Origin of the sequence: Corynebacterium urealyticum DSM 7109, assembly GCF_000069945.1 — a bacterium.
Lineage (GTDB): Bacteria > Actinomycetota > Actinomycetes > Mycobacteriales > Mycobacteriaceae > Corynebacterium > Corynebacterium urealyticum.
In genome coordinates this window covers 694,598-721,382 of record NC_010545.1, presented here as the reverse complement: position 1 = coordinate 721,382, position 26,785 = coordinate 694,598, and the positions used below count along the sequence as shown (strand labels likewise).

The 26,785-nt window shown below is 65.3% G+C and carries 22 protein-coding genes and 2 tRNA genes; 9 read left to right on the top strand and 15 right to left on the bottom strand.

Features of this window, described 5'->3' with window-relative positions; all coding sequences use genetic code 11:
- Window position 1 precedes the first annotated feature (1 nt).
- The 3 genes from CU_RS03005 to mca all read right to left on the bottom strand — a co-directional run bounded on the left by CU_RS03005 (window position 2) and on the right by mca (window position 2,357).
- Window positions 2-790 carry an isoprenyl transferase gene (locus CU_RS03005; protein WP_041628571.1) on the bottom strand — a complete coding sequence of 263 codons (789 nt, stop codon included), beginning with the start codon at window positions 788-790 and terminating at the stop codon, window positions 2-4.
- A 45-nt stretch (window positions 791-835) separates the two neighbouring features.
- On the bottom strand, window positions 836-1,309 hold the full coding sequence (locus tag CU_RS03000; protein WP_012359853.1) for a hypothetical protein: 474 nt from the start codon (window positions 1,307-1,309) through the stop codon (window positions 836-838).
- 70 nt (window positions 1,310-1,379) lie between these two features.
- Window positions 1,380-2,357, bottom strand: a complete 978-nt coding sequence (gene mca, locus CU_RS02995) for a mycothiol conjugate amidase Mca (RefSeq protein WP_012359852.1) — start codon at window positions 2,355-2,357, stop codon at window positions 1,380-1,382.
- Between the two features lie 122 nt (window positions 2,358-2,479).
- Here mca and CU_RS02990 point away from each other — a divergent pair, with 122 nt between their 5' ends.
- The gene (locus CU_RS02990; RefSeq protein ID WP_231837736.1) at window positions 2,480-2,956 is read left to right on the top strand and encodes a DUF4307 domain-containing protein; all 477 of its coding nucleotides are present in this window, start codon (window positions 2,480-2,482) and stop codon (window positions 2,954-2,956) included.
- A gap of 227 nt (window positions 2,957-3,183) precedes the next feature.
- Window positions 3,184-3,708, top strand: a complete 525-nt coding sequence (greA, locus tag CU_RS02985; protein ID WP_012359850.1) for a transcription elongation factor GreA — start codon at window positions 3,184-3,186, stop codon at window positions 3,706-3,708.
- 112 nt (window positions 3,709-3,820) lie between these two features.
- Here greA and CU_RS02980 read toward each other — a convergent pair whose 3' ends face one another.
- A complete protein-coding gene (locus CU_RS02980; RefSeq protein WP_012359849.1) occupies window positions 3,821-5,782 on the bottom strand; it encodes a BCCT family transporter in 1,962 nt (653 codons plus the stop codon).
- Between the two features lie 214 nt (window positions 5,783-5,996).
- Window positions 5,997-6,908: a Bax inhibitor-1/YccA family protein gene (locus CU_RS02975; protein WP_012359848.1), complete on the bottom strand. Its 912-nt coding sequence runs from the start codon at window positions 6,906-6,908 to the stop codon at window positions 5,997-5,999.
- A 271-nt stretch (window positions 6,909-7,179) separates the two neighbouring features.
- On the opposite strand from CU_RS02975, the gene CU_RS02970 reads away from it, so the two are divergent.
- Window positions 7,180-8,778 carry a succinic semialdehyde dehydrogenase gene (locus CU_RS02970; protein ID WP_012359847.1) on the top strand — a complete coding sequence of 533 codons (1,599 nt, stop codon included), beginning with the start codon at window positions 7,180-7,182 and terminating at the stop codon, window positions 8,776-8,778.
- Window positions 8,779-8,900: 122 nt separating this feature from the next.
- On the opposite strand, the gene CU_RS02965 is transcribed toward CU_RS02970, so the two are convergent.
- On the bottom strand, window positions 8,901-9,650 hold the full coding sequence (locus CU_RS02965) for an SDR family oxidoreductase (RefSeq protein ID WP_012359845.1): 750 nt from the start codon (window positions 9,648-9,650) through the stop codon (window positions 8,901-8,903).
- Between the two features lie 75 nt (window positions 9,651-9,725).
- Here CU_RS02965 and CU_RS02960 point away from each other — a divergent pair, with 75 nt between their 5' ends.
- The gene (locus CU_RS02960) at window positions 9,726-10,649 is read left to right on the top strand and encodes a PPK2 family polyphosphate kinase (protein WP_231837734.1); all 924 of its coding nucleotides are present in this window, start codon (window positions 9,726-9,728) and stop codon (window positions 10,647-10,649) included.
- Between the two features lie 77 nt (window positions 10,650-10,726).
- On the opposite strand, the gene CU_RS02955 is transcribed toward CU_RS02960, so the two are convergent.
- The 5 genes from CU_RS02955 to eno form a co-directional block, all read right to left on the bottom strand.
- Window positions 10,727-10,800: transfer RNA gene (locus CU_RS02955), tRNA-Leu, on the bottom strand.
- A 31-nt stretch (window positions 10,801-10,831) separates the two neighbouring features.
- Entirely contained in the window at window positions 10,832-11,833 is a 1,002-nt protein-coding gene (locus CU_RS02950) for a Ppx/GppA phosphatase family protein (RefSeq protein WP_012359844.1), read from the bottom strand.
- 4 nt (window positions 11,834-11,837) lie between these two features.
- Window positions 11,838-12,437, bottom strand: a complete 600-nt coding sequence (locus CU_RS02945; protein ID WP_012359843.1) for a DUF501 domain-containing protein — start codon at window positions 12,435-12,437, stop codon at window positions 11,838-11,840.
- A 74-nt stretch (window positions 12,438-12,511) separates the two neighbouring features.
- Entirely contained in the window at window positions 12,512-13,216 is a 705-nt protein-coding gene (locus tag CU_RS02940; protein WP_012359842.1) for an FtsB family cell division protein, read from the bottom strand.
- Window positions 13,217-13,241: 25 nt separating this feature from the next.
- Window positions 13,242-14,519 carry a phosphopyruvate hydratase gene (eno, locus tag CU_RS02935; protein ID WP_012359841.1) on the bottom strand — a complete coding sequence of 426 codons (1,278 nt, stop codon included), beginning with the start codon at window positions 14,517-14,519 and terminating at the stop codon, window positions 13,242-13,244.
- A gap of 197 nt (window positions 14,520-14,716) precedes the next feature.
- On the opposite strand from eno, the gene CU_RS02930 reads away from it, so the two are divergent.
- Window positions 14,717-15,352, top strand: coding sequence for an 8-oxoguanine DNA glycosylase OGG fold protein (locus CU_RS02930; protein ID WP_012359840.1), 636 nt, complete (start codon window positions 14,717-14,719; stop codon window positions 15,350-15,352).
- 32 nt (window positions 15,353-15,384) lie between these two features.
- Here CU_RS02930 and CU_RS02925 read toward each other — a convergent pair whose 3' ends face one another.
- The 4 genes from CU_RS02925 to mfd form a co-directional block, all read right to left on the bottom strand.
- Window positions 15,385-16,152 carry a lytic transglycosylase domain-containing protein gene (locus CU_RS02925; protein WP_012359839.1) on the bottom strand — a complete coding sequence of 256 codons (768 nt, stop codon included), beginning with the start codon at window positions 16,150-16,152 and terminating at the stop codon, window positions 15,385-15,387.
- A gap of 151 nt (window positions 16,153-16,303) precedes the next feature.
- Complete coding sequence (locus tag CU_RS02920) at window positions 16,304-16,987, bottom strand: metal-dependent transcriptional regulator (protein ID WP_012359838.1); 684 nt, start codon at window positions 16,985-16,987, stop codon at window positions 16,304-16,306.
- A gap of 10 nt (window positions 16,988-16,997) precedes the next feature.
- Window positions 16,998-18,536, bottom strand: coding sequence for a MazG nucleotide pyrophosphohydrolase domain-containing protein (locus CU_RS02915; protein WP_012359837.1), 1,539 nt, complete (start codon window positions 18,534-18,536; stop codon window positions 16,998-17,000).
- A gap of 47 nt (window positions 18,537-18,583) precedes the next feature.
- Window positions 18,584-22,333, bottom strand: a complete 3,750-nt coding sequence (mfd, locus tag CU_RS02910; protein WP_012359836.1) for a transcription-repair coupling factor — start codon at window positions 22,331-22,333, stop codon at window positions 18,584-18,586.
- A gap of 156 nt (window positions 22,334-22,489) precedes the next feature.
- On the opposite strand from mfd, the gene CU_RS02905 reads away from it, so the two are divergent.
- The 4 genes from CU_RS02905 to CU_RS02890 all read left to right on the top strand — a co-directional run bounded on the left by CU_RS02905 (window position 22,490) and on the right by CU_RS02890 (window position 26,725).
- A tRNA-Gln gene (locus CU_RS02905) sits at window positions 22,490-22,561 on the top strand.
- Window positions 22,562-22,677: 116 nt separating this feature from the next.
- A complete protein-coding gene (locus CU_RS02900) occupies window positions 22,678-23,913 on the top strand; it encodes an MFS transporter (RefSeq protein ID WP_012359835.1) in 1,236 nt (411 codons plus the stop codon).
- A gap of 209 nt (window positions 23,914-24,122) precedes the next feature.
- Window positions 24,123-25,589 (top strand): bifunctional UDP-N-acetylglucosamine diphosphorylase/glucosamine-1-phosphate N-acetyltransferase GlmU, encoded by a 1,467-nt coding sequence (gene glmU / locus CU_RS02895; protein WP_331370643.1) that lies wholly within the window; start codon window positions 24,123-24,125, stop codon window positions 25,587-25,589.
- 164 nt (window positions 25,590-25,753) lie between these two features.
- Window positions 25,754-26,725, top strand: coding sequence for a ribose-phosphate diphosphokinase (locus CU_RS02890; RefSeq protein WP_012359833.1), 972 nt, complete (start codon window positions 25,754-25,756; stop codon window positions 26,723-26,725).
- The last annotated feature ends 60 nt before the right edge of the window (window positions 26,726-26,785 follow it).

Here is a 26,785-nt window from a genome sequence, read left to right as displayed (position 1 = left end):
CCTAAAGCCCGAAGCGGCGGTGACGCTGGGAGTATTCCCGCAGCGCTCGGAGGAAGTCTACCCGCCGGAACGCCGGCCAGTAGGTGTCCGTAAACCAAATCTCGGAGTAGGCCGACTGCCACAGCAGAAAGCCAGAGAGCCGCTGCTCCCCCGACGTCCGGATCACCAGGTCCGGGTCTGGCTGCCCCTTGGTGTACATGTGATTGCCCAGGGAATCGACGGTAATTTTCTCGGCGATCTTTTCCGCCGGCGTGCCGTCCGCAGCGAGTTCCGCGACGGTGTCTCGCACCGCGTCGACGATCTCCTGCCGTCCGCCGTAGCCGACCGCGACGTTGACGCACACGCCCGTGTTATTGGCGGTGAGCTTCTCGTTGCGTTCCAGTCGCTCCCGCAGCTGCTGTGGCAGCAGCTCGAGGTGCCCCACGGAGCGCACTCGGAAGCCAGCTTTCGCCTGCCCAAGCTCGTCGGCGACGTCCCCAATGATTTTGATCAGCAGCTCGAGTTCCTCCGGCTCACGCTTGAGGTTCTCGGTGCTGAGCAGGTACACGGTCACCGAAGCGATGCCCATCTCGTCGCACCAATTGCACATCTCGGCGATTTTACGAGCGCCCACGCGGTGCCCATGAGAGACGTCGGTGAAGCCGTTCTCCCTGGCCCAGCGTCGGTTGCCGTCGGCCATGATGGCGATGTGAGCCGGTCGCGGCAGATCCCGAAGAGAGCGGGCCAGCCGCGCCTCATAGGCGGGGTAAAGCAGGCTGGCGAGCCTCTTCAGCGGCTCGGTTCGCCCAATCGCTGCCGCGAGCTTTGGTAGACGCACGATTGTTAATCCTCTCGCTTAGCGTGCAGGATTCTCGTCTTCGCCTTCATCTTCCTGGGCCTTCGCGCGCTCTGCGTCGATCGCGTCTGGCCCCGTGAGCTGCCCGGAGGCCGGCTCGAAACGAGCATCAGTCTGCGGCACCTCGGTGCGAGCAAACATCACCCCGCCCTTCGCGTACTCCTCGTAACCGCTCTCTTCCATAGCCTTGTTGAGCCGCTCCTCATCGAACACGTCGATGCCGTGCTGCTCGGCGAAGGCGCGGCGTCGCTCCAAACGGCGCAGCCTGCGGTTCATCCCGAATCCGATGACGATGACCACAAAAAGCAGCCCGAGGATGACGAACAGCCCGACCGGTGAGGCCTTGCCGAATTCCTCGCCGCGTGGGCCCGTATTCGGGGTTGGCCCCTGGGCAATAACGGTGGTCGTGTACGCCGCCCCAGCGGTCACCAGATCCGCTGCTGGCAGAGCAGGGGTCGAAAGAGCTGCGAACATGTCATCCATTCCCTTCGACGGCGGTCAAGCCGTGTGTGAGTGCCGGGCTAAAAATTCTATAGCGAAAATCCTACTGCTCGGGGCGCACCGACACCTCTGGCGGCTGGCTCTGGCTGAGCTCATCGGCGCTGTCTACCGGCGGCAGGCCCGCGGTGAGTTCTCTCTCTGGCAGTGTAGTGGCTACCCGGGTCTTCGCTAATTCGAACTCCTCCGTGGGCCACGTCTCGCGCTGCACATCCACATCCACGCCGAAGAACGGCCCGTCCGGATCGATCTGGGTGGCATGTGAGGTCAGCGCGGCATCGCGACGTTCGAACCAATCCGCGGCGTTCACGCGGGTGGTTACGCGGGGATAGACGTCCTGCTTCGCGCGCCAGAAGGCCAGCTGGGTCATCGTGCGCTGGTACTCGCGCAGGGTCATCTCACCGTTAGCCTGCCGCTGTGCCACCGCCTCGGCGAGCATGTTGAAACGGGTCACCACGAATCCGTGTGTGTAATACAACTTCAGCGGCGCCCAAGCCTCGCCCAGATCGGGTCGATACTCGGGGTCTCCGGCCAGCTCCCAGGCGCGCATAGACACCGCATGGACCATCAGGTGATCCGGGTGCGGGTAGCCACCGTTTTCGTCATAGGTAATGATCACGTGCGGCTGGAATTCGCGGATCTGCGCAACCACGTCGCCGGCCACCTCGTCGACGTCCTGCAGCGCAAAGCAGCCTTCTGGGAGATCCTCCCGCTTTCCAGATTCCGGCAGGCCGGAATCAACATAGCCCAGCCAGCGGTGCTCCACCCCCAAGATCTCCGCGGCGCGGGCCATTTCTTCCCTTCGCACAGCCGCTAGATTCTCGTGCACCTCGGGGCGGTCCATCCTGGGGTTGAGGATGCTGCCCTCTTCGCCGCCCGTGCAGGTCAGCACGCGGACACGGTGGCCTTCGTCAATATAGCGAGCCATCGTCGCCGCACCCTTGCTGGATTCATCATCCGGATGGGCGTGAATCGCCAGCACGCGGTAGCCACCCTGGGCACCGCTCGTCGTCGAATCAGTCATACTTCCATATTGTTCCACGCCCGATGAAGAGAAGTCACACGGCACCTCCCCACCGCAGCAACGGGTCGGCTGGGGAGAGAAAATCTGCTTTTACGGGCGCATTGCCTAGAATGTAAACCACCATGACCTCTGATGCTTCCCCTTCGGTTCCCAACTCCCGCCCGGGTAATACGCACATGCCCGCGGACGATGCCTTGAAGGCCCGCTACGGCGCTGAGCGCAACCGCCCCTTTGCCGGCAAGGTACTGGTCATTGCGTTGGTTGTTCTCATCGCTGGGGCGATGGCCTATGCGGTCAACCAGTTCATGAATGCGTCCTCTGCGGACGTCACCGCAGTCGAGTCCGGCGGTTCCGTGGTGTCCGACAACCGGCTGAACATGCGCGTCGACGTCACCCGGGAAGATCCATCCAAGCCGGCTTATTGCGTCGTCACCGCGATGGACTACGACAAGAACGAGGTCGGCCGCCGCGAGTTCTACATCCCGGCCGGTGGGCCAGTAACGTCCCGACACTCGGTGGATATCAACACCCGCGTGCAGGGCTACGCCGGGAAGATCTACGGCTGTTCTTCGATCATCCCCTCCCACCTGAAGCAGTAGCCCACCAAAAAGCGGGCCACCAACGACGCGTCCACTGAAGTTTTCGTGTCTATTCGGTGCTAGAATACGCCCGGACAAGCGAGAACCGGCAGGCGTCGGCGAAACCGTGGGACATTTCCTGCAAAGCTATCGCCGCCCACGGCACTACCGCCGGGGACGGTGCGTGGACCGTGATTGCCCGGATCAGCTGAAAATTACTGAAATAATTTCCAAGGAGGATGGCGCAGATGGCAGACAATCAGACCACCTGGCTCACCCAAGAATCCTACGACCGACTCAACGCGGAGCTGTTCGCCCTGAAGGAGAACCGCCCGGTCCTGGCCGCCGAAATCAATGAGCGCCGCGAAGAGGGTGACCTCAAGGAGAACGGCGGCTACCACGCCGCCCGCGAGCAGCAGGGCCAGGAAGAGGCCCGCATCGCCTACCTCGAGGAGCTGCTTGACAACGCCACCATCGGTGAGGCTCCACAGGAGTCCGGCGTCGCCCTGGTCGGCACCGTCGTGCACGTCTACTACGACGACGATGAGGAAGACAAGGAGACCTTCCTGATCGGTACCCGTGGCCTGGAGTCCTCCAACCCGGAGCTGGAGACTTACTCCACCGATGCCCCACTGGGCGCAGCACTGGTCGGCGCGAAGGTCGGCGAGACCCGTGAGTACGAGACCCCGACCGGCGACACGGTCCGGGTGACCCTCGTGGAGGCAGAGCCGTATAACCCGGATCTGGACATCCCGCGCGCAATGCAGAAGTAGTTCTGGCGCGGCACTGCCCCACTCTGGCAACGCGAAAACCCTCGGCCCGTTAAATTCCAGGGCCGAGGGTTTCTTTGTGCCTAGTTGTCACGGACAGAGTCTGCTGGCGGTGTTAACGCTCCGGGTGCTCCGGCGAGCGCTCATCAGCAGCGGGTGACGCGGTGTCTATGGACTCCGCCGGCGCGTCCGCTGCGCTATCTTCCTGGTCCGCCCACCGCTTGGTTTCGTGGTCGTAGGCGATCTCTTCGCCCTCCTCATCCACGCGCTGGTACCAGTCGGTGACGTTCTCAGAGGAGGAGTCGAAGTGGGCGCCCGCTCCCCTGCCCTCCGGCGCAGAAGCGACGCTGAGTTCGAAGTCATCGCCGTGCTCTTCCAGGCCACGAACCACCGCATTTTCCACCGCGGTGCTGGCGTAGTCTTTACGGATCGCTGCAGGGTCGGTGCGGAGATCCTTGAGGAAGGCCACGGTCATCACCAGCAGGACAATCGAGAACGGCAGCGCAATAAGGATCGTGAGGTTCTGCAGCGCGGTCAGCGCGGTTTCCCCGCCGGCCAGCAGCATCACCGTGGCAATCCCCATCATGCATGCACCCCAGAACACGACGACCAGCTTGTTCGGCGCAGGGTTGCCCTGGGAGGACATGGTTCCCATCACCACAGACGCCGAGTCCGCGGAGGTGACGAAGAAGATCGTGAGCACCGTGATCAGCAGGAACGGGGTGATCGCGTTCAGGGGCAACTGGTCGAAGAGCGCGAAGAGGACCTGCTCGGAATTCGCGGAGCCGTCGAACATCTCGCGGCCCTCCCGGCTGAAGGTGATGGAGGCACCACCAAAGATGCTGAAGGCCAGGACCAGGATGGCGGTCGGGCCGGCGATCGTTGCGAGCGCGAATTCACGGATGGTGCGGCCACGGGAAATCCGGGCGATGAACATGCCAACGAACGGGGTCCAGGCGATCCACCAAGCCCAGTAGAATGCCGTCCACGCGCCCTGGAACTCAAGGGTCTCCTGGCCCCAGGACAGGGACTTGCCCATCATCGGCAGCAGCTGATCGATATAGGTCGCAACTCCGGATGGCACCAGGTTCAGCAGAAAGAGGCTCGGACCAAAGAGAAATACGAAGGCCACGAGCAGCAGCGTCAGCGCGATGTTGATATTCGACAGGTAGCGGATGCCCCGCGCTACGCCGGAGACCGCGCTGATGATGAAAGCAACTCCGAGCACACCGATGATGGCGATCACCGCATTATTGGCCAATGGGCCTGCCCCGGAAATGATCTCCACACCCTGGGCGATCTGTAAGGCAGATAGCCCGAGTGTGGCGGCGGTGCCGAAGAGGGTGGCGACGATCGCCATCATGTCGATCACCCTGCCCGCGATCCCCTCATTCGGCTGAGTACCCAGCAGTGGCCGGAACACGGAGCTCAGCAGCGAGGGGCGCCCGCGGCGATAGGTAGAATAGGCCAGTGCGCCGCCCACCAGCGCATAGAGACCCCAGATGGATAGTCCCCAGTGGAAGTGGGACTGGGCCAACGCCTGGTGCAGGGCCGCCGGGGTTTCCGCGGCTACGGTCTCCGGCGGCGGCGAGAGGTAGTAGGCCAGGGGCTCGGAGGGACCGAAGAAGAACACGCCCACGCCAATGCCGGCGCCAAACATCATCGCGATCCAGGAGTATCGGGAGAACTCCGGCTCCTCATCGTCCCGGCCCAGTGGGATCTGGCCATAACGGGAGAACGCCAGGTAGAGCATGACGATGATCCCCATACTCATGACGAGGTTGAGCAGCCACGCGGCATTGTTCATAGCCCAGTCGTACGCGGCGGCCGACGCAGTGGACACCGACTCTGGGGAGGCGATTCCCCAGGCGATAAACGCCACGATGAGGGTGGCGGTGACGAAGAAGACGATGCGGTCCAGCGCGAAGCTCTTGTTTTGGTCTTCGACGCTCAAGCCCGGGACCAACCCGGGGTGCAGGTCGTGCGGATACAAGCCGACTTGGGAACTTCTTCCGGCCTTGAGCAGCTCTGCCGCGGGTTGGGCCTTAGTGGGACGGGGGTTTTCGCCGAGACTCATCGGCGCTCCTTGCTAGCTGGGTCGGCACTTCTGCGCCCAGCTGTTTTACAGTCTGTTGACCTGATCACGCTACCAAGATCTAGAGACACGCGGGGGCGGCGCGGGAAAGTGCCCCTCCCCGGGGGCATGAAAAAGCCCCTGGGGTTGATCCCCAAGGGCAGAGTTTTTCGATGGGCCAGCCCGCGTCATACGCCCTGGCCCTGTGCTGCTAGCGCTAGTCCCTATTGATGTAAGACAGCAGGCGCAGGATCTCGGTGTAGAGCCAGACCAGGGTCACGGCCAAGCCGAGGGCCACGCCCCAGGCCATCTTGGACGGCGCACCGGCGCGGACGAGGCGGTCGGCGGCGTCGAAGTCCTGCAGGAAGCTCAGCGCTGCCAGGCCGATGCACAGCAGGGAGAAGATCCAGGACAGCGGGGAGCCGTCGCGCAGCGGGCCAGCGCCACCGGTGAACAGGCCGATGAGCATGCTGCCCAGCGCCAGCACCAGTACACCGATCAGTGCGGCGACCATGAACTTCGTGAACTTCGGGGTCACGCGGATCGCACCCGTCTTGTAGACGAAGAGCATGCCGGCGAACACGCCGATGGTGCCCAGGATCGCCTGGCTAATCATGGCGCCAGCGTTGGTGTCCCCCACCGCCATGCCGGTGAGCATGTAGCTAAAGCCACCGACGAACAGTCCCTCGAAGCCTGCGTAAAGCAGGGTGACGACCGGGGAGCCGTACTTCTTCGCGAAGGCGGAGACCAGCACGGTGATGAGGCCACCGATAGCGCCAACCACGGTGAGGATCGAGCCCGTTGCCGGATTCGTGCCGAAGATAAAGTAGTTCGCCGCAGCCAGTACGACGATGACGGCCAGCGTGATGCCGGTCTTAGCCACCACGTCGTCCACGGTAATCGGGCGGTCGGCCGGGCCGGCCTGGCCGTAATTCGCGGCGTCCTGCAGCCCGTCCTGGTAGGTCGCGGTGGCAGCGGCACCACGGGCGCTGGTGGCGAACTGGCCGTAGCCGCTGCCCTGCTGTCCGCTGCCCTGCTGTCCGTAACCGGGCTGACCATAGCCCTGGGCCTGCTGGCCCTGGCGGTTCTGGCCGGTCAGCTCAGCCATAAATGGATTAGATTTCTTCACCTGAAAGCCTCAACTTTCGATTCTTCGTCAAAACTCGTTCTTGCTGCCATGCACACACCCAAGCGGTGCGTCTACACGACCCGATCGGAGACCGGGATTCATGTCGGGCGATGTCCCGGCACTGCTGGGGCGCGCCACGACGCTGGTAGTCGGTTAAAAATTCCTACTTCACAATGTACCAACGCAGGTGACGCGTTTTTAGTTCCCGACGCTGCGGATTTTCTTTCTCAACCCCCCGCATAGGTTCCTCGACAAAGGTATATTTCCACCCATGACTGCTTTGCGATTCCCCAAGCGACTGTCCCTCGGCGCACTCCCGACAGACTTTCAGGAGGCGCTGCGCGGGCTGTCCGCCAATAAGCTGCCCGCCGATGGCTCCAAGCCCGAGAAGACGATCGACGTCGAGGTTTCCTTTACCGCGGAGCACCTCGGCTGGGTCGGTTCCGGCGATGAGGAGGACGTCCACCGTGCCGTGGGCGCCGCCCGTCAGGCACAGCGTTCCTGGGCTCACGTCCCCTTCTCCGAGCGCAAGGCCATCCTCCTGCGTTTCCACGACGCCGTCCTGAAGAACCGCGAGCTGCTGATGGACATGGTGCAGCTGGAGACCGGCAAGAACCGCGCCTCCGCCTTCGACGAGGTCATGGACGTCGCGAATAATTCCCGTTACTACGCCAATAACGCGGAGAAGATCCTGAGCCCGAAGCGCCGCCGCTCCGCGGTTCCGGTGCTCGCCAAGTCCCGCCAGCACTTCCAGGCGGTGGGCGTGGTCGGCCAGATTTCGCCATGGAACTACCCACTGACCCTGGGCATCTCCGACGCCCTTCCTGCGCTCATCGCAGGCAATGCGGTGGTCGCGAAACCGGACTCCGCGACCCCGTTTACCTCCCTGCTGGTGTTCGGCCTGCTCTTCGAGGCCGGCCTGCCACGCGATCTCGTCCAGTTGGTCACCGGCTCCGGCCGGGTCGTAGGCAGCGAGATCGCCAATACCTGCGACTTCCTGATGTTCACCGGGTCTACCGCCACCGGCAAGATTCTTGGGGCTACCGCGGGCTCCCGCCTGATCGGTTTCTCCGCGGAGCTGGGTGGCAAGAACCCTCTGATCGTCGCGGCGGATGCGAAAATGGATTACACGGTCCGAGGCGTCGTCGATGCCTGCTACTCCAACTCGGGCCAGCTGTGCGTGTCCATTGAGCGGGTGTACGTTGAGCGACCTGTCTACGAGGAGTTCAGCACCAAGTTCGCCGACGCCGTGCGCGCCATGACGCTCGGCCCCGGCTTCGACTGGGAGGTGGCGATGGGTTCGCTGGCCTCCCAACAGCAGCTGGATACGGTCGCCAGCTACGTGGATGACGCTGTCGCCAAGGGCGCGCGAGTTCTCGCGGGCGGCAAGGCTCGCCCGGACCTGGGCCCCTACTTCTACGAGCCCACCGTTCTCGCGGATGTCCCTGCCGACGCGAAGCTGCGCACCGAGGAGGTCTTCGGTCCAGTCGTCTTCGTCGAAGTCGTCGACGACCTGGTGGCTGCGGTCAATGCCGCCAACGACACCGTCTATGGTCTCAACGCCTCCGTCTTCGCCAGCCCCGAAACCGGGCACCGCATCGCCCCGCAGATCCGAGCAGGTTCCGTCTCCATCAACGACGGCTACACGGCCGCATGGTCGGCCATCGACAACACCAGTGGCGGCATGAAGGACTCCGGCATGGGCGGCCGCCACGGCGCGGCCGGGCTGCTGAAGTACACCGATAGCCAGAACATCACCGAACAGCGGTGGATGTCGATGCGTGGCCCGGAGAGCCTGGGCGCGAAGGCCTACGCGCGCATCATGAGCAGCGCACTGCTGGCCGGCAAGAAGCTGCGCATGCTGCCCTAATTTCGCCGCACACACGCGCGCCGACCCTCCCCGACGGGATTCTTTCCCCGGGGAGGGTTTCTTGATGGAGCACCAGCTCCCCAAGAAGCATTCGCGGCATTATCAGCAGCGGTTCCACGCCCTTACTTGACGACCGGGCGCACGCTCACGGTCTCCAGGCAGGCCTCAGGTCCCATCTCCGCGGCCAGCCGCACCGCGGCGGCGATGTCCTCCGCGCGGACATAGACACCCGGGTCATAGTTGGCGTTCCCCGCTTGGGCCTGCAGCTCGCGCTGCATATCCGAGTCCACCTTCCCGGGGTGGACGGAGCTCACCCGCACCTTCCCCCGCTCCTCCTCACGCAGGGCGTCCGTGATCGCCTTGAGCGCGAACTTCGAGGCCGCATAGGGCCCGTAGCCAGGGCCGGAATTGTGCCCCGCCCCGGAGTTGATGGCGATCACCATGCCTTGTGCCTCACGCAGCGCCGGCAGTAGCAACCGCGTGAGCTCGGCGACGGCGATGACGTTGACGTCGAGCACCTCCCGCCACATCTGAAACGGTGCCTCGGCGATGGGTGCATGCCCCGTCACGCCCGCGGAGTGCACCAGCAGGTCGAGACGCTGCGGGGCGACGTCGGAAGAAAAGACCTCCCCCAACGCCGCCGGATCGGACAGGTCCGCGGCGATCACCTGGGCGTCCGGGAAAGCCTCCCGCAGGTTTCGCGCGGAAGTCTCCGACGAGCAGCACAGAATGAGCCGGTGATCGCGGGAAAGGTCATCGGCGATCGCCCGGCCAATGCCGCGGGACGCTCCGGTAATCAGCGCCAGCGGCCAGTTGCTCCTGCCGGTGGTGGAATGGTCCTGGTCCAAAGCTGCGTTATCCATGCTCACCATGCTAATAAGCAGCCTGCGAGCTGCACCATCCCCGTCAAGCTGAGCAAAGCCACCGGAGCCGCTAAACTTGAGGTTATGAGCTTTGGAATGAACAACGCTCTCGGGCTGCGCGCGCCCAAGGGCAACATCGACCTCAAGTCATTCAACCCTCGCGAAACCCCGGGGGTGAGGGGCAAAGGCGAGAAGTTCGAGAAGCGGGTCAACAAGGCCTATAAGAAGATCGCCGAAGAGCTGCGCGCCGAGCAGGCCAAGCTCTACGCGAACGGTGCCAGCGACGAGCAGGTCGGCAGCATCCTCATCATCCTGCAGGGCGTGGACGCCTCCGGTAAGAGCGGTGCCACCAACGCCATCTTGCAGGCCGTGTCCCCGCAGGGCGTGAACGTCGCCACCTTCGCCGAACCAGTCGAGTCGATCGACGACACCGACAACCGCGACTTCCTTGCCCGCATCCGCCGCGAGTTGCCAGGTAACGGCGAGATCGCGATCTTCGACCGCTCCTACTACGAGGATGTTCTGGTCTCCCGCGTGGAGGGGCTCAGCGACGTCGAGGAAATCGACCGCCGCTACGACGCCATCCGTCGCTTCGAGAAGCAGCTCGAGGCCGACGGCACCCGCGTCATCAAAATCTTGCTGCACATCTCCCCGCAGTTCCAGACCAAAAACTTCCTCTCCCGCCTGCGCAACCCGGCGCAGCGCTGGCGCTACTCCCCCAGCGATCTCAGCGTGCAGAAGAAGTGGGATGAATACCACGAGGCCTACGCCCGGGCCATCGAGAAGACCAACGACGTCGCCCCGTGGTACATCATTCCTAGTGATACGCAGGACTACGCCCGCCTGGTCGTGCGCTACCTGCTGCTCAACGAGCTGCGGAACATGAAGCTGGAGTGGCCAGAGGTGGACTTCAACCTCGAGAAGCAGCTGAAGAAGGTCGAGAAGGCCGCCGTCAAGGCCGAAGAAAAGGCTGCCAAGGAAGACGAGAAGGCAGCAAAGAACGACTAGTGGCGGCGGCGCATAGCCACCGGCACCAATAACGAAGCCAGGCGGGAGAAATGCTCTCCGGCCTAGCTTTTGTTTTGTGCCCCCAGTCGGACTCGAACCGACACTGCGCGGATTTTAAGTCCGCTGCCTCTGCCAATTGGGCTATAGGGGCTAGTGCCCGCGCGCACTACCGCGCGCGGATTTTAGGCACCGTTGCGGCGCATAACTTTTGCCAACATACCATCGAGGATGTCTTTCTCACTGATCGTGATCTCCTCGACGCCGAGGGCCATGAAGCGGCTGGCTACCGCGTCGATGACCACCGCGCCACCGCCAACGACGTCCGCGCGGCCGGGGTGCATGGGACCGCACTCGAGTCGCTGGTCGACGGTCTTATCCCGCAGGTCGATGGCAGTATTCCGGAACGTGCGCAGCGGCAGTCGGCTCAAGTGGATCTTCTCCGGCTGGTAGCTATCCACCCCCTGGGTGATCGCGCTGAGGGTGGTCATGGTCCCGGCCACGCCCACCAGGCGAGTCACGCCAGTGAGGTCAACGTGCTCCTCCACCTCTCGGAGCTGCTCGGCGACGAAGTCCTCCGCCGCGGCGATTTCCTCCGCGGTCGGCGGATTGCTGTGCAGGTAGCGCTCAGTGAGCCGCACGCAGCCCATGTTCGCGGAGTAGGCCTCGACGGTCCCGGTGTCCGCGACGGCGCCGTCGGCGTCGACGTCGTGGACGACGAACTCGGTGGAGCCGCCGCCCAAGTCGATGACGCAGATGCGCTCCGAGGTTCCGGACGGCAGGTCGGCCACTGCCCCGGCGAAGCTCAGCTCGGCCTCCTGTTCGCCGCTGATGACCTCAGCCTGCCGGCCATCGACGATGCGGCCCAGGTGGCGGGCGGTGATGGCGAAGAACTCATCGCGGTTCTTCGCATCACGGGTAGCGCTCGTCGCCCCCATCATTACGTCCTCGACGTGGTGCTCCACCATGCGCTGGGCGTAGGTGGCCAGGGCGTCGTCGACGCGTTGGAGGGCCTCTGGCGCGAAGCCCCCGGTAGCGTCCACCCCCTGGCCGAGCCGGACGATGATGTTATCCCGGTTAAGCTCTGTCAGGGTGCCGTCCGCCGCCCGCTCGGAGATGAGCAGGCGGATGGAATTCGTTCCGCAGTCGATCGCGGCGAAGCGGCGTGGGGCGTCGGGCTGAGCCATGCGTCTAGCTCCTCTGGTCTCGTTCGCGCTCGGGCAGGAACATACCGGTGTTCTCCGCACCCTCCACGGTCGTGGCCTGGACGAGGGAGATGCCCAGTTCCTCGGAGGTCGGCCAATCGGCCGGGATCGCGGTGCCGGACAAGCTCGGGTCGTGTTCCACGGCCAGAGCCACGGTCTCGGTCCCGAGCCGGAGGCGTTCCGGCCCCTCGGCCAGCGCATAGGCCATGAGAACGTGCAGGCACTTCACCCGATCGGGCATGCCGCCGCCCGAGAACTCGGTGCCGAGGTCCTCCATTGCGTTGCGAGTGGCCAGGTAGTGTTCGTGGGCAGCCTGATAGTCCCGCTGCAGGCCCTCATCAGTGCTGAGACGTTCCTGCATTGTCTTCATGACGCCGGCGACCTCCAAGCGGCTGGCCTCTGCGGTCAGGCGGGGGTCGGTGAGGTAGTACAGCGTCGGGAACGGGGTGCCGTCCGGCAGCCTGGGGTGGGTCTTCACGACGGCGGGCTGGCCGTCCGGGGTTCGGTAGCTGACCTCCACCGCGCCGCGCGGCTCTCGGCCGAGCTGGGCGGCCATGATATCCAGGTCTTCACGACTGACCGTCATTCATTCTCCTCTTGAAAAAGCCCGCGGGCCTGGGTTTTCCCAAGCTCTTCCGCGGGGTGTGCCGTCTCCGGCGATTATGGCTGGTTGTCGGGCAGAATCGGAAGTTTCATATCGCCGCTTGGCTGCACGCCACCCTCGGGGCTGCCGCCGGAGTCCTGCTCCTCGCTCTGCCCGGCAGGAGCGCTGCCAGCATCGCCCGGCGCTGCCTCGCCAGGTTCGACCGCCACGGAATCCCACAGCTTCTTAAACCACGGGCTGTTCTCGTATTCCTGCTCCGACGGGCTCTTTCCTGCCCCGGGGGCGTCCTCCCCTGCAGCGCCGGTGATTTTCGGCGAGATGATGCGGTAGGCGGACTCGCCGGGCTCGATGACGCCGAGTCGGATGCGCGCCTGTTCCTTGAGGTAGTCCTCGTTCTCGAAACGGTTGAGTTCCGCCTGGAGCTCTGCCTTGTGGCGTTCCTGCTCCTGGATGGTGCTCTGCAGCTGGGCAAGCTCCGTGCGCTGCTCGTAGTAGTTACGCAGCGGGGTGGCCAGGGACAGGGCCATGAGACCGACCACCAGGATCACGACGATCGCGGCACCGGGGCTCATTCGGGACGGCAGGGCGACGAATCGGCGAGCCACGCGTTGAGGCGCTTGCCGCATCCGACGACGCCGGGCCTGATTGCGCTCCATAGAGCGGGCCTGTGGCAGGCGCTGGCCCGTAGAATCCGCGTTCGCCCCACCACGCTGGTCACTGCCAGCGGGGCGGGGCGAATTATCGCGGGAGGGGTGGGTCATAACGGGCTATTCTAGTCCGCTCGTCCTAGTTCTTGAAGCGCGGGAAAGCGGAGCGGCCGGCGTAGACTGCTGCGCCCTCCAGGTAGCGCTCGATGCGGAGCAGCTGGTTGTACTTCGCCACGCGCTCGGAGCGGGCCGGGGCACCGGTCTTGATCTGGCCGCAGTTCAGGGCGACCGCCAGGTCGGCGATGGTGGTGTCCTCGGTCTCGCCGGAGCGGTGGGACATCATGGTGCGGTAGCCGTTGCGGTGTGCCAGTTCTACGGCGTCGAAGGTCTCGGAAAGGGTACCGATCTGGTTCACCTTGACCAGCAGGGCGTTGGCCGCGCCACGGTCGATGCCCTCCTGCAGGCGGGACGGGTTGGTGACGAAGAGGTCGTCGCCAACGATCTGGATCTTGTCGCCGAGCTTCTCGGTGAGGGTGACATAGCCCTCCCAGTCGTCCTCGTCCAGCGGATCCTCGATGGAGACAATCGGGTACTGCTCGACCAGGTCAGCGTAAACCTCAACCATCTCGGCGGAGCTGTGCTTACCGCCCTCGAAGTTGTACACACCGTCCTCGTAGAACTCAGAGGAGGCGACGTCCAGCGCCAGGGCGACGTCCTCGCCCAGGGTGTAGCCAGCCTTCTCGATAGCCTCGACGATGAGGTCCAGGGCCGCCTTGGTGGACTCGACGGACGGAGCGAAGCCGCCCTCGTCACCCAGGCCAGTGGACAGGCCCTTGGCCTTAATGACGTCCTTGAGGCTGTGGTAAACCTCGGCACCGACCTGCAGCGCCTCGGCGAAGGTCTCCGCGCCGATCGGTGCGATCATGAACTCCTGGACGTCCACGCCGGAGTCCGCGTGTGCGCCACCGTTCAGGATGTTCATCATCGGAACCGGCAGGACGTGGCCGTTCGGACCACCGACGTAGCGGAAGAGCTCCAGGCCAGCAGAGTCAGCGGCCGCGTGGGCTACGGCCATGGAGACGCCGAGCAGGGCGTTGGCGCCCAGACGGGACTTGTTCTCGGTGCCATCGAGCTCCAGCAGGGTCTGGTCGATGAGGCGCTGGTCGTCAGCCTCCAGGCCAGCCAGGGCGTCATCGATCTCGGTGTTGACGAAATCGACAGCCTTGGCAACGCCCTTGCCCAGGTAGCGATCTCCGCCGTCGCGCAGCTCGTGCGCCTCGTGCACGCCGGTGGACGCGCCCGAAGGCACGGCGGCACGGCCCATCGAACCGTCGTCGAGGATGACCTCGACCTCGACGGTGGGGTTACCGCGGGAGTCCATGATCTCCAGCGCGCTGACGTTAAGGATTCCGGCCATCTGTGTCTGCCTCCTAGGCACATTCGACGTTGCTTTGACCACTGGCGTGGACGGGCTGAGCCGGGCACCTTCGCACCGGCCCCGGACCCGAAAGCCAGGAACTATTCTAGCCGCCTCTATTTTGCCATGCGCCCGCCACCGGACCGCCGATCGACCCACGCGGTCGCCCCCGAGCCAAGTTCTGCCACAATGGGGCCATGAATCAGATCGTAGATGCTGTGAATAAAGTGTCCCCCACCACCGAGAGGGTCATGAACGATTCGGTGACCTTCTCCCCTCGTCGCTGGAAGTCCGGCTGGCCGTTCCACCTGCGCCACGTCCCGCCCTTCCGGGATGACGCCACCGCCTCCATCACGCGTGCAGAAGTGTTTCGCTTCGCGGAGGGCGCTGTCGCCTCCGGCTACGCCCGGGAGCGGGTCATCGACTTCATCGGTGCCGCCTTCGCCTACGGGGCGGGCCAGTCCCAGGCGGTGCTGCCGCTGCAGCAGTTCCTGCGCAACAAGGCCAAGGCCGCCAGCCTGCTCAAGACGATCCCGGCCCTGGAGTCCAAGGAACCGGCAGCGCAGTACGAGGCGCTGACGAGCATCGGCCTGCCGGCGAAGTTCGCCTCCTACGTCGCCTACTTCCTGGCCGGTCCGCAGGCGGCTGGCGAGGATAAGCCGCTCGTGATCTGCTCCAATCGCGCGAAGATCGCAGGCCTGGAGAAGGATTCCGACTGGTCCGCCGCGGACTACGGCACCTACCTCGCCGCGATCCGCGAGGCTCGCGACAGCGTCGACCCGGAGCTGCCGCTCGACGCCGTCGAATGGGCTATGCGCGAGTCGGTGCGCTAAACCGCGCCCCTGGGCCAGCCCCTAACAGCGCGCTAAATGACGCTGGCGGACTGGCCCAGCGCGTAATTCGCCGCGGCGTCACGGACGTCGCGGACGTACTGATCCGACTGGTTATAGGAGCGGATCGCCTGCGTCCACCCCTCCGGGGTGCTCAGGTCACGGCCGAAGTCACACAACAGGCGGGCAGCAGCGGCGGCTGCATCATCGATGTTCTGCGGATCCGCCACCCCATCGCCGTTGGCGTCCACGCCGTAATGCTTCCAGGTCTCGGGGATGAACTGCATCGGCCCCATCGCGCGGTCGAATTCCTTATCCCCGTCGAGCTCGCCGCCGTCCGTGTCCTCGATGCGGGCGAACTTCTCCCCGTTGAGCTGGGGGCCGAAGATCTTCGGATCCGCGGTTCCCTGATCATTGAGCTTCGTGCCACGCAGGGTCCAGCCGGCATAGGAGCCGTGCTTGGTTTCCACAAAGCCCAGGCCAGCGAGGGTATTCCAGCTCAGCTTGCACTCCGGTTTGGTTTGGCGAGCGATGTTCTCTGCATTCCCGTAGGCAATCAGCGCTTGGTAGGGAATGTTCGTCTCCGACACCTGACCCCGCGCCCAGCGGGCCAGCTGGTTCGCGGTGCGCCCCGGCTGATGAATATCAATGGTCGGTGCAGGTGCCGCGGCGGCGGGCGGGACGTCGTCCGGAATGGGAAGGCGATTGGCCTTGATCGGTGAGTTTCCGGTGAAGGCAGCCACCAGAAAGCCGACCAGGGCGATGATGCTCAGCAGGGCGACCACGACGACGCCGCAGCCCATCACAGCGCACCCGGAGCGGCGACGGCGTGGGACCGAGGCCGCGGGCTCGTAGCGGTTGTGATTCACAGGACTTCCTTCCCGCTGGCGCGCTGAAAAGCGCCCTTGCGGCGTGCGTTGGGCATGGGCAAAGAATGATACCGGCGGTGGCGGGCTACGCGGGCCGGATACACCGAACCGCGGATAACTGCGCGGCGGGCAGGGACACCACCGAACCGGATCGCGTACCGGACACGATACTGAATTCAGCGAGCGCTTCGAAAGGCCGGGGGTCGACGCGGATGTGAACCCCCGGGGTCACGCCACTGCCCTCCAGGTGACGGAGCAGGTCAGGGTCAGAGTCGGAGACCCGCTCGACGCAAAGCACATCGCCGGCTGCCGCCTCGGAGAGGGGGAAAGATTCGGTTTCGGGGAGCTGACCCGCCGCGTTCGGGATCGGGTCACCGTGTGGGTCCCGGTCTGGGTAGCCCATCAGCTCGTCGATGCGGGCGAGGAATTTCTCGCTGACGGCGTGCTCGAGTTCTTCGGCCTCATCGTGGACCTCGTCGAGGGAATAGCCCAGCTCGCGGCAGAGGTAGGTTTCGATCAGCCGGTGACGGCGCACCATCTGAATCGCGAGCTCATGACCCAAATCCGTCAGGGAAACGGGCGCGTAGGGGCGGTGGTTGACCAGCCCCTGGGTGGCCAACCGCTTCACAGCCTCGGAAGCGGTGGAGTTCTGTTGGCCGACCTTGGCAGCAAGCTGGGTCAGCCCCACCCCGGTGCCGCTCCACTCCTGAACGTCAAAGATCGCCTTGAGGTAGTCCTGCGAGCGGGAAGGGAGATCGGAAAGGCGCACGGCGAAGGCTCTAGCGTCCCATGCGGTCGAGCTGCTGGCGGAAGTTCTGAACCGCCTTGAGCAGGCGGTCCTCTGCCCCGCCTGGCTCGTCGAGTTCGAGGCCGACCATCGGGTAACGGATATCCGTCGGAATGTCTGCGTCCCGCAGGCCACGCTCGCGGGCCTCGCGGATGATCTCATCGGCTGCGGACAGCGCAGAGGTATGGCGCGGTTGAGCAGGCTGGGCGGTTGCGGCCCGCTGGGCGACTGGGGCTGGCTGACCCGCCCGCTGCGGCTGTGCCTGAGCCTCCTGCGTCGGCTGCGCCTTGGCGCCCTGCGTGGCCTGGGCCCTATGAGCGGCCGGGCTGCCCTGCTTCGCCGAAGCCCCCTGGCCAGCGTTGCCGGCCTGCTCAGTGGTTTGCGCACCCAGCGGGCCACGCTGCGACTGACCAGCCTGCTGCTTCAGCTCGGCCTTCCGATCCAGGTAATCGCGGAAGGCCGGGCCATGCGCCTCGCGCTTGCGCTGCTCCTGCGCTTCCTTACCAGCACGCCACAGCTCGTTTTGCTCCTGAATACCCACCGCGCGCTCGACGTCCTCGAAGAGGTACGGTGCACGATCACGCAGCTTCGCCACGAACGAGCCAGCCACATGCCCGATGTCGAAGGCACCACGGCGGTTCGCAATCTCCGCGTGGAAGAGGACCTGCAGCAGCACGTCCGAAAGCTCCTCGCAGAGGTCCTGCTCAGCCCACTCAGGCACCTCGCCATCACCATCGGCCTTGTCTTCGGAGCCCACGGCGGCGAGAACATCCCGCAGCTCGATGGTGCTCGCCAGCTCCTCAGTCTCCTCCCGCAAGAAGGGCACAAGGTCGGCGTGGGTCATGGACTGCTCCCACTTGCCCTGGCGCAGCGCGCGAGCCATCAGCGCCACGGCGTCCTCAATCTCGTCCATGACAGATTCAGGCACCTCGGTGCGCGCAGTGCGGCGACTACCCGCCACGGCGGCCGTGTGCTCGTCGGCGGAAAGAACCTCGCCCTCAACGAAGCCCTCGCCGCTATAGGCAGCCGAGGCCGCCGCGTCGGCGGCGTAGTCTTCATCCCCCTGCTGGGCGCTCGGCTGGTGGTACAGATGCGCAGACTGCTGATATGCGTCGTCCACGGCATCGGCGTACTGCTGATAAGACTCCAGCGCCTCCGCCGGGTCCTGCTCCCCCATCCCAGACATCGCCTGGCCAATTGCCTCTGCGGAGGGCAGCGCGGGTGTGTGCGCCGGGGCGAGCTCGCCGGAATCCCGCGGCCCGATCTCCCGATCTGGGGAGAGGTGCACCAGCAGGCTCGGAGCAGCCAATAGCTCGTCGCCCTCCTCGATCCGTTCGATGACCAGGTCGTTTCGCAGATCGGTGGTGACGAGAATGTCGGACTCGTACACCGTGTGGCCGCCGAGGTCGCCGATGACCCAGCGGATGCGGATCGGCACCTCCTCCGTATAGGAAACCTTGCCACTGAGCAGGGTCACGGCGTCGACGGGAATCATCGAGGGGAATCGAGGATCGAGGAGTACGACTGTCATGGGGCTAAAGTTTACGCTAGTGACTCGGAAGTTTTCGCACCGAGGGGCTAACGCGTCGGGGCGCTACCTCCGCTGATGTCCCGTTCCGGGATGCCAGCCAGCTGGGTGAGAGCATTCGCACACCACTGGGCCAACGGCACATCCCGCAGCGCGACCGCCCGCATCCCCGCACCCTCCTTCGGCGCCGGAATAACCACGACCTTAGTGGTCGCCCGGTACGTCGCCCCCGGGAATAGACGCTTCAATCGCACCTGGCCGGAGTCCTGCAAATCGATGGGGCTGAAGCTGATGCGAGAGCCCGTCGCCACGACCTCCGAGACCCCCAGGTCACGGCAAACCAACCGCAGTCGGGACAGCACCGCGAGGTTAGTCACCTGGGCCGGCGGCTCGCCGTAGCGGTCCCGGAACTCGGTGAGCACCTCCTCAATCTGGTCCTCATCCTGCGCTTCGGCAAGCTTGCGGTAGGCCTCCAGTCGGAGTCGCTCGGAGGCCACGTAGGTCACCGGGATGTGAGCATCCACCGGCAGGTCAATACGAATCTCCTTCTTCTCCTCCTCGCGCCCGTCCACCGGCTTGCCGTCCGCCATCGCACGGAAGGCCTCCACTGCCTCACCGACAAGCCGGACGTAGAGGTCGAAGCCCACCCCCGCAATGTGCCCCGACTGCTCGGCGCCCAACACGTTGCCGGCGCCACGCATCTCGAGGTCCTTCATCGCGACGGCCATACCCGCGCCGAGCTCGTTGTTCTGCGCGATGGTGGACAGTCGGTCGTAGGAGGTCTCGGTGAGAACCTCGCCCTTCGGATAGAGGAAGTAGGCATAGGCCCGCTCCCGGGACCGACCCACGCGCCCGCGCAGCTGGTGCAACTGGGATAGGCCCATGTGGTGGGCGTTCTCCACGATCAGGGTGTTGGCATTCGAGATGTCCAAGCCGGTCTCCACGATGGTGGTGCACACCAGGATGTCGAACTCCCGGTTCCAGAAGCCCTCCACGGTGGTTTCCAGCTGTTCCTCGCTCATCTGCCCGTGGGCGACCACGACCCGGGCTTCGGGCACAAGGCTGCGGATGTGCTCCGCCGCCTTCTCGATGGATTTCACCCGGTTGTGGATGTAGAACACCTGACCGTCACGCAGCAGCTCGCGGCGGATCGCGGCAGCGACGTGCTTGTCCTCCTGGGCACCGACGTAGGTCAGCACCGGATGACGGTCCTGCGGCGGGGTAAGGATGGTCGACATTTCGCGGATGCCGGCCATGGACATCTCCAGCGTGCGCGGGATCGGAGTAGCGGACATGGTCAGGACGTCCACGTGGGTGCGCAAGGACTTGATGTGCTCCTTGTGCTCCACGCCAAAGCGCTGCTCCTCGTCGACGATGATGAGCCCCAGGTTTTTCCAGGTCACGCCGGTCTGCAGCAGGCGGTGGGTGCCCACGACGATGTCGATGGTGCCCTCGGCCAGCCCCTTGAGGATCTCCTTGGACTGCGCAGGGGTAGTGAAACGGCTCAGCTCCGCGATGCGCGTCGGGAAGTCCTGCATCCGGTCCCGGAAGGTCTTCATGTGCTGTTGCGCGAGCAGCGTCGTTGGGACGAGAACGGCGACCTGCTTGCCGGATTGGACGGCCTTGAAGGCGGCGCGCACCGCGACCTCCGTCTTGCCGTAGCCCACATCACCCACGATGACGCGGTCCATCGGCACCGGCTTTTCCATGTCGGACTTCACGGCCTCGATGGCGTTGAACTGGTCCTCGGTCTCGGTGAAGGGGAAAGCTTCCTCCATCTCCCGCTGCCACGGGCTATCCGGAGCGAAGGCGTAGCCCGGCGCGGCTTGGCGCTGGGCGTAGAGCTGCACGAGCTCCCCGGCGATTTCCCGGACGGCCTTGCGGGCCTTGCGCTTGGTGTTCTTCCAGTCCGCACCACCCATCTTGGATAGGGCCGGCTTCTCCCCACCGACGTAGCGGGACAGCAGGTCGAGCTGGTCCATGGGGACGTAAAGCTGGTCGCCTGGTCCACCCCGCTTGCTGGGTGCGTATTCGAGGACGAGGTATTCGCGACGGGAGGCGTCCGCACCCTTGCCGACGGTGCGCTCGGTCATCTTCACAAACTTGCCGATGCCGTGAGAATCGTGGACCACCAGGTCGCCGGGCTCCAGGGCCAGCGGATCCACGCGGTTGCGGCGCTTGGCTGGCTTGCGCTTACCGGTCGCCGCCGCCTCCACGCGGTTGCCGGTGACGTCCGTTTCGGTCAGGAACAGCAGGCTGGGGTGCTCTCCCCCCGCCATCGGGAAGACGAGGCCCTCGTGGGCGACCGCGTGGTAGATGCTGACCTTCTTCGGCGCCGGCTCCTGGTCCGGGGTCGCCTTGGATGCGGCCTGACGGCCGATGCCGCGCTGGCCGCGCAGGTCCACCCCCACGGCCTCTGCGGCGATGCCTGCCTCGTGGAAGCGGCGCAGCATGCGGGCAGCGACGGTGGATGTTGGGGCGGCGAAGGCAACCCGACCGCCGGCCTCCACGCGGGTGCGGATATCGGCCATCATGTGCTCGATGGCCTCCATCTCGCCGCGGGGCTGGGGCGCGGCATCGTAGTCGAGAAGGAGGGCGTCGCCGTCGAAGCCCTCGTCGGAGTCCAGCATGCCGAGCGGGGACAGTGTCCACCACGGCCGGTCCAATGCCGTCTGGGCATGTCGGGCAGCGGCGACGGACACGTAGGCCACGCCGTCAGCGGGAGCGTTCGCCCCCATGGCCGCGGCCTCCCAGCCGGCCTCGAGGAATTGCTCGCCGGTCTCCTTCAGGTCTGCGGCGCGGCGCTCGACAGCGGCCGGGGCAAGCACGATGGTGTGCGTACCCTCCGGCAGGAATTCCGGCAGGAGCTTCAGCTCACCGTCGTGGAGGCTCGGGATCAGTGCCTCCATGCCGGGCACGACGATCTTCTCGCTGATCTTGTGGTACACATCCGCCAGCTCAGCATGGCTGGCGTGTTCTTTAGCCAGCTGCCCGGCGCGGGTGGCCACGGAGTCGGTGATGAGCAGCTCGCGGGCTGGGTAGACGGTGACCTCGTCGAGCTCCACCCCGGGGATGGTGCGCTGATCGCCGACGCTGAAGGGGCGGATGTCGGAGACCTCGTCGCCCCAGAATTCCACGCGCACGGGCAGCTCTCCCGTGGCCGGGAAGACGTCGAGAATGCCACCGCGCACCGCGAAGTGCCCGCGCTTGGCGACCACGTCCACCGCGGAGTAACCGCGCTCCACCAGCTCGTGCTGGATCTGTTCGAAATCCACCTCCTGATCGACGGCGAAGTGGACGGGAGTTACGGCACCGAGGCTGTCCTGGATGGGCTGCACCAACGTGCGCACTGGCGCGACAACCACCCGAATATGGGTATCGGACTCCCCCAGCTCGCCGGCGGTCTGCCGGTGTAGGCGGCGGAGCACCTTCATCCGCTGGGAGACGGTCTCCACGTTCGGGGAGATCCGCTCGTGCGGCAGGGTCTCCCAGGCGGGCATGAGCTCCACCTCGTCGCCCAGCATGGCCTTGAGCTGCTCGGTGAGATCCTCGGCCTGCCGGGCGGTCGCCGTGATCACCAACACCGGAGCGTGCTGGGCAATGGTGCCGACGGCGAAGGGCCACACCGCGTCGGGGCCCTGGATCGCCAACTGCGCGGCACCGACATGGGTGACCAGGCCCTTGAGCTTCGAGTCGCGCGCGGCGGCCCGCAGCACACCCGACAGCGCGGGAGCCGCGTGCCCCTTATTCCCTGGTGCGGACGTATTTTGGCTTGCCGATGGGCGGACCGTGGTACTCATAGCGCCCCAGTGTAGCCGTGGGGGCAGACACCCCCGCGCCTAGCCTGCACCGTCCCGTTGCCGTGGCGCTTCGGTGATTTTCCACCCGCCGTGTGGCATGGGGTAGGGTGTTAAGCCGTTAGCGTCATCCTGCGGGATCTTCGACGACTAGCGTTTTCCCCCATGGTGTAATTGGCAACACTGCGGTTTTTGGTACCGTCATTCTAGGTTCGAGTCCTGGTGGGGGAGCATGACGAGCGAAGACCAACAAGCTCAGGCCCCTACTCACTCCGAGCAGGGGCCTTTTTTCGACGCGCCTGTCCCACAAGCTGATCGGTAAGCCACCGAAGTCTGATCTCCCGAACGTGGAGCACAACGGCCTGCGCTTCTCCACGGCCTTTGGTTTCCAAAACATCGGCGACCAGATCATGAGCGCGAAGACGACGCTGCCGTGGTTGCTGCAGATGCTGGCCGCGCCCACCTGGATCGCGCCGCTATTGGTGCCGATCCGCGAGGCCGGCTCGATGTTGCCGCAGGCCGGGCTCCGCCCGTGGGTCCAGGCCCGCTCCCGTCGATTGCCGATCCTGCTGCTGGGCACGCTGGGTCAGGCGCTGGGCTGCATCATCGCGATGTGTGCAGCCCTGTTCACCTCCGGCACGACCGCTGGCCTGCTCATCCTCTTCGGCCTCGCGCTGCTCGCCGCCGCCCGTTCGCTGGTGTCGCTGACGAGTAAGGACATCCAGGGCCGCACGATGCCGAAGGGGTACCGCGGCCGGGTCACTGGTTTCGCAACGACGCTCGCAGGTGCGGTGACCATCGTGGTGGGACTGGTCATCGCCGCTCTGCGCGACAACCTGAGCCCCGGCACCTTTGGCGTGCTTTTTGCGGCCGGAGCGGGCGCGTGGGTGGTGAGTTTCCTGCTCTTCAGAAAGATCCAGGAGCCGCCAGTGGACGAGGGGGATCTCGCTGAGCCGCCGCACTCCGTTACCGAGATGAATCGCGCCATCTGGGACGACGTGTGGGGCCTGATGCGTGACGACAAGCCCTTCCGAAACTTTGTGTTGGTCCGCTCCCTCATGCTGGCCTCCGCCCTCTCCCCCACTTTTCTTGTCACTCTGCAGGGACGGGCGGGCTCGAGCGTGACCGGCCTGGGCCTGTTCGTCGTCGCCGCAGGCCTTGCCTCGCTGACCGCCGGCCGGGTGACCGGTGCCTTGTCGGATAAATCTTCGAAGAACACTCTTTCGGGCGGCGCGCTGTTCGCCGTCGTTCTGCTGCTGATCACCATCGGCCTGGCCCTGGTCTGGGAGGACGCCCTGTACTGGTGGCTGCCCGTCGCCTTCTTCGGCATTTCGGTGGCGCACGCGGCGATCCGGGTCTCCCGGTCGACCTATGTGGTGGACATGGCTGAGGGCGATCAGCGCACCCGCTATGTCTCGGTCTCCAACACGCTGATGGGCATCATCCTGCTGCTCATCGGTGCGCTGACCGCGCTGTTGAGCCTCATGGGAACCCTCTGGGCACTCGGCGCTTTGGCCGCGGTCGGCGCGCTGGGTTCCCTGCTTGCGGCGAAGCTGCCTGAGGTTTCCGCCCGCCAGGGTTAGACCCCGCCTACTCGGGACGCGACACAGCCCGTGGCCCGCAAAGCTTTGTCCGGCACGGCAGTTATGCTGGTGTACGACCAAGACCGTCCACACCCGATTTTCAAGGAGGGGCTGCCGCCGTGTCGCGCACTCCGAACAGGAACCAAGCCACCGACCAGCCAACGGAGACCCAGACCACGGGAGCTGGTGGGACTTCTGCGGGCTCGGATCTGGCCGTCGTCATCCTCGCTGCGGGCGCCGGCACGCGCATGAAGTCGGCCACGCCGAAGACCCTGCACGCCATCGGCGGACGTACGCTGCTGGCCCACAGCCTTCACGCCGCGGCGGGGGCGCAGCCAAGCAACATGGTGGCCGTGATCGGGCACGGCCGCGAGCAGGTCGGCCCGGCCTGCGAACAGGTGGCTAAAGACCTGGGCCGTGAGATCCACCTGGCCGTCCAGGAGGAGCAGAACGGCACCGGGCACGCTGTGCAGTGCGCGATGAACGAACTGGCGGACTTCCACGGCACCGTCATCGTCACTAACGCCGACGTCCCGCTGCTGACGGGGGAGACGATCACCGCGCTCTACCGTTCCCACACTGAGGTGCCGACCGCGGTGACGGTGCTCTCCGTCGAGCAGGCTAACCCCACCGGTTATGGCCGCATCGTGCGTTCCGACTACGGCGACGTCATGCAGATCGTCGAGGAAAAGGACGCCACCGAGGAACAGCGCGCGATCACCGAGGTCAACTCCGGTGTCTTCGCCTTCGACGCCGAGATCCTGCGCGATGCGCTGAGCCGCCTGAACACGAATAACGCGCAGGGCGAGCTCTACCTCACCGATGTTCTCTCCATCGCACGGGCCGACGGCCACCCGGTGCGCGCGCACACCGCCAACGATCCCGCGGAGCTCGCGGGCGTGAACGACCGAGTCCAGCTGGCCCGCGCCGGCGAGGAGCTCAACCGCCGCGTGCTGGAGCGCACGATGCGCGGCGGGGCGACGATCGTGGACCCGCACAGCACCCGCATCGACGTGGACGTCCAGGTTGGCCAGGACGTCACGATCCTGCCGGGTACCCAGCTGCTGGGTCGCACCCGGATTGCGGATAACGCCACCCTGGGCCCGGATACGACCCTGCAGGACACCACCGTTGGCGAGGGCGCATCCGTGGTGCGCACTCACGCCCTGAGCTCCTCCATCGGCGCCCGCGCCACCGTTGGCCCGTTCACCTACCTGCGCCCGGGCACGGAACTCGGTGAGGAGGGCAAGCTGGGTGGCTTCGTCGAAACCAAGAACGCGACCATCGGGCGTGGCTCGAAGGTGCCGCACCTGACCTATGTGGGTGATGCCACCATCGGCGAGTACAGCAACATCGGGGCATCCAGCGTCTTCGTCAACTACGACGGGGTGAATAAGCACCACACCACGATCGGCTCGCACGTGCGCACCGGCTCGGACACGATGTTCATCGCGCCGGTCACCGTCGGCGATGGCGCCTATTCCGGGGCCGGAACCGTCATCAAGGAGGACGTCCCCGCCGGCGCTCTGGCCGTCTCCGGTGGTCAGCAGCGAAACATTGAGGGCTGGGTGGTCAAGCGCCGCCCCGGCACCCCGGCGGCGGAGGCCGCGCAACGCGCCGCTAGCGACGCTGCTATCCCGCAGCCCGAAGGCGAGACCCCGGAGCAGGGGCAGTAGACCTAGCCCTCGTTGGTTCTTTAAACCCAGGGCAATTATCATCAGTTCATGTAAAGCTGGTCACTGCGGCGAGCGGGTGGCGCCCTCAAAGATCCTGCGCAAGGGTCGACGGGCGGCAACGTACCGGCGAACACAAGAAAACAAATCCTCGGGAAGGCTGATCTGTGTCCACCACTCACTGGATCGACAACCAAAAGAACCTCATGCTGTTTTCGGGTCGTGCGCACCCGGAGCTGGGTGAGGCAGTAGCCCGCGAGCTTGGTGTCGAGCTGACTCCGACCACGGCGCGCAACTTCGCCAACGGCGAGATCTTCGTGCGCTTCGAGGAGTCCGTCCGTGGCTCCGACGCTTTCGTCCTGCAGTCCCACCCGCAGCCGCTGAATGACTGGCTGATGGAGCAGCTGCTGATGATCGACGCCCTGAAGCGTGGCTCGGCGAAGCGGATCACGGCGATCCTCCCGTTCTACCCTTACGCCCGCCAGGACAAGAAGCACCGCGGCCGCGAGCCAATCTCCGCTCGCCTGGTCGCTGACCTGTTCAAGGCCGCTGGCGCGGACCGCCTGGTCTCTGTGGATCTGCACACCGACCAGATCCAGGGCTTCTTCGATGGTCCGGTCGACCACATGCACGCGCTGCCGATCCTGACCAAGCACATCCAGGAGAACTACAACCTGGACAACATCGTGGTCGTCTCCCCGGATGCTGGCCGCGTGAAGGAGTCCGAGAAGTGGGCCAACCAGCTGGGCGGCGCCCCGCTGGCCTTCATCCACAAGACCCGCGACATCGACGTGGCTAATAAGGTCACCTCCAACCGCGTGGTCGGCGACGTCGAGGGCCGCACCTGCGTGCTACTGGACGACATGATCGACACCGGTGGCACCATCGCTGGCGCTGTCCAGGTGCTGAAGAACGCCGGTGCGGGCGACGTCATCATCGCCACGACCCACGGTGTCTTCTCCGGCCCGGCCCGCGAGCGCCTCAGCGAGTGCGGCGCCCGTGAGATCATCACCACCGACACCCTGCCGCAGAGCACCGAGGGCTGGGATAACCTCACGGTTCTCTCCGTGGCCCCGCTGGTGGCAAAGACGATCCACGAGATCTTCGAGAACGGCTCGGTGACCACTCTCTTCGAGTAGTCCCCTGCGCCTGCCTGCGCCCTACACCCCCCGTTTCCGCCCGCCTGTGGGCGGAAACGG

Excerpts from the sequence above, each read along its gene's own strand:
- CU_RS02960 (WP_231837734.1), top strand. The coding sequence starts at position 9,726 with ATGAGCTTTGGAATGAACAACGCTCTCGGGCTGCGCGCGCCCAAGGGC.
- CU_RS02925 (WP_012359839.1), bottom strand. The coding sequence starts at position 16,152 with ATGGGCTGCGGCGTCGTCGTGGTCGCCCTGCTGAGCATCATCGCCCTG.
- mfd (WP_012359836.1), bottom strand. The coding sequence starts at position 22,333 with ATGAGTACCACGGTCCGCCCATCGGCAAGCCAAAATACGTCCGCACCA.
- CU_RS02980 (WP_012359849.1), bottom strand. The coding sequence starts at position 5,782 with ATGAGTCTCGGCGAAAACCCCCGTCCCACTAAGGCCCAACCCGCGGCA.
- CU_RS02915 (WP_012359837.1), bottom strand. The coding sequence starts at position 18,536 with ATGACAGTCGTACTCCTCGATCCTCGATTCCCCTCGATGATTCCCGTC.
- CU_RS02990 (WP_231837736.1), top strand. The coding sequence starts at position 2,480 with ATGACCTCTGATGCTTCCCCTTCGGTTCCCAACTCCCGCCCGGGTAAT.
- mca (WP_012359852.1), bottom strand. The coding sequence starts at position 2,357 with ATGACTGATTCGACGACGAGCGGTGCCCAGGGTGGCTACCGCGTGCTG.
- CU_RS02970 (WP_012359847.1), top strand. The coding sequence starts at position 7,180 with ATGACTGCTTTGCGATTCCCCAAGCGACTGTCCCTCGGCGCACTCCCG.
- eno (WP_012359841.1), bottom strand. The coding sequence starts at position 14,519 with ATGGCCGGAATCCTTAACGTCAGCGCGCTGGAGATCATGGACTCCCGC.
- CU_RS03000 (WP_012359853.1), bottom strand. The coding sequence starts at position 1,309 with ATGTTCGCAGCTCTTTCGACCCCTGCTCTGCCAGCAGCGGATCTGGTG.
- CU_RS02940 (WP_012359842.1), bottom strand. The coding sequence starts at position 13,216 with ATGACCCACCCCTCCCGCGATAATTCGCCCCGCCCCGCTGGCAGTGAC.
- CU_RS02945 (WP_012359843.1), bottom strand. The coding sequence starts at position 12,437 with ATGACGGTCAGTCGTGAAGACCTGGATATCATGGCCGCCCAGCTCGGC.
- CU_RS02965 (WP_012359845.1), bottom strand. The coding sequence starts at position 9,650 with ATGGTGAGCATGGATAACGCAGCTTTGGACCAGGACCATTCCACCACC.
- CU_RS02930 (WP_012359840.1), top strand. The coding sequence starts at position 14,717 with ATGAATCAGATCGTAGATGCTGTGAATAAAGTGTCCCCCACCACCGAG.
- CU_RS02950 (WP_012359844.1), bottom strand. The coding sequence starts at position 11,833 with ATGGCTCAGCCCGACGCCCCACGCCGCTTCGCCGCGATCGACTGCGGA.
- greA (WP_012359850.1), top strand. The coding sequence starts at position 3,184 with ATGGCAGACAATCAGACCACCTGGCTCACCCAAGAATCCTACGACCGA.